This window comes from Bacillus sp. SIMBA_031 (assembly GCF_046535225.1).
In the GTDB taxonomy this organism is placed as follows: Bacteria; Bacillota; Bacilli; order Bacillales; family Bacillaceae; genus Bacillus; species Bacillus velezensis.
Window position 1 is genome coordinate 1 of the sequence record NZ_JAWRXC010000259.1, and the last position, 270, is coordinate 270.

The window sequence follows — 270 nt, forward strand, 5'->3', positions numbered from 1 at the left end:
GTACAACAAGAGATGTCTCTGTCGCTTGGGTACTGGTCATGTAAAGTGCAGTTGCTACAACCAATGCAATTACTGATTGCCAAAAATACTTCCACTTAGCAATCAGTCCTTTAGGATCTTTGCGGATCACTTTGCGGTAATCGTCAATAAAGCCAACAATCCCCAATGAGCCAATCACAAACAATGTTGCCCATACGTATTTATTAGACAAATCAGCCCACAATAAAGTGCTGGTGAATATTGCCGCTAAAATAAGTAAGCCACCCATGG

The 270-nt window shown here is 41.5% G+C and carries 1 pseudogene; it reads right to left on the reverse strand.

Annotated elements, in window-relative coordinates:
* Window positions 1-270 (reverse strand): annotated as a pseudogene (locus tag SB724_RS20245) (phospho-N-acetylmuramoyl-pentapeptide-transferase); the annotation flags it as partial.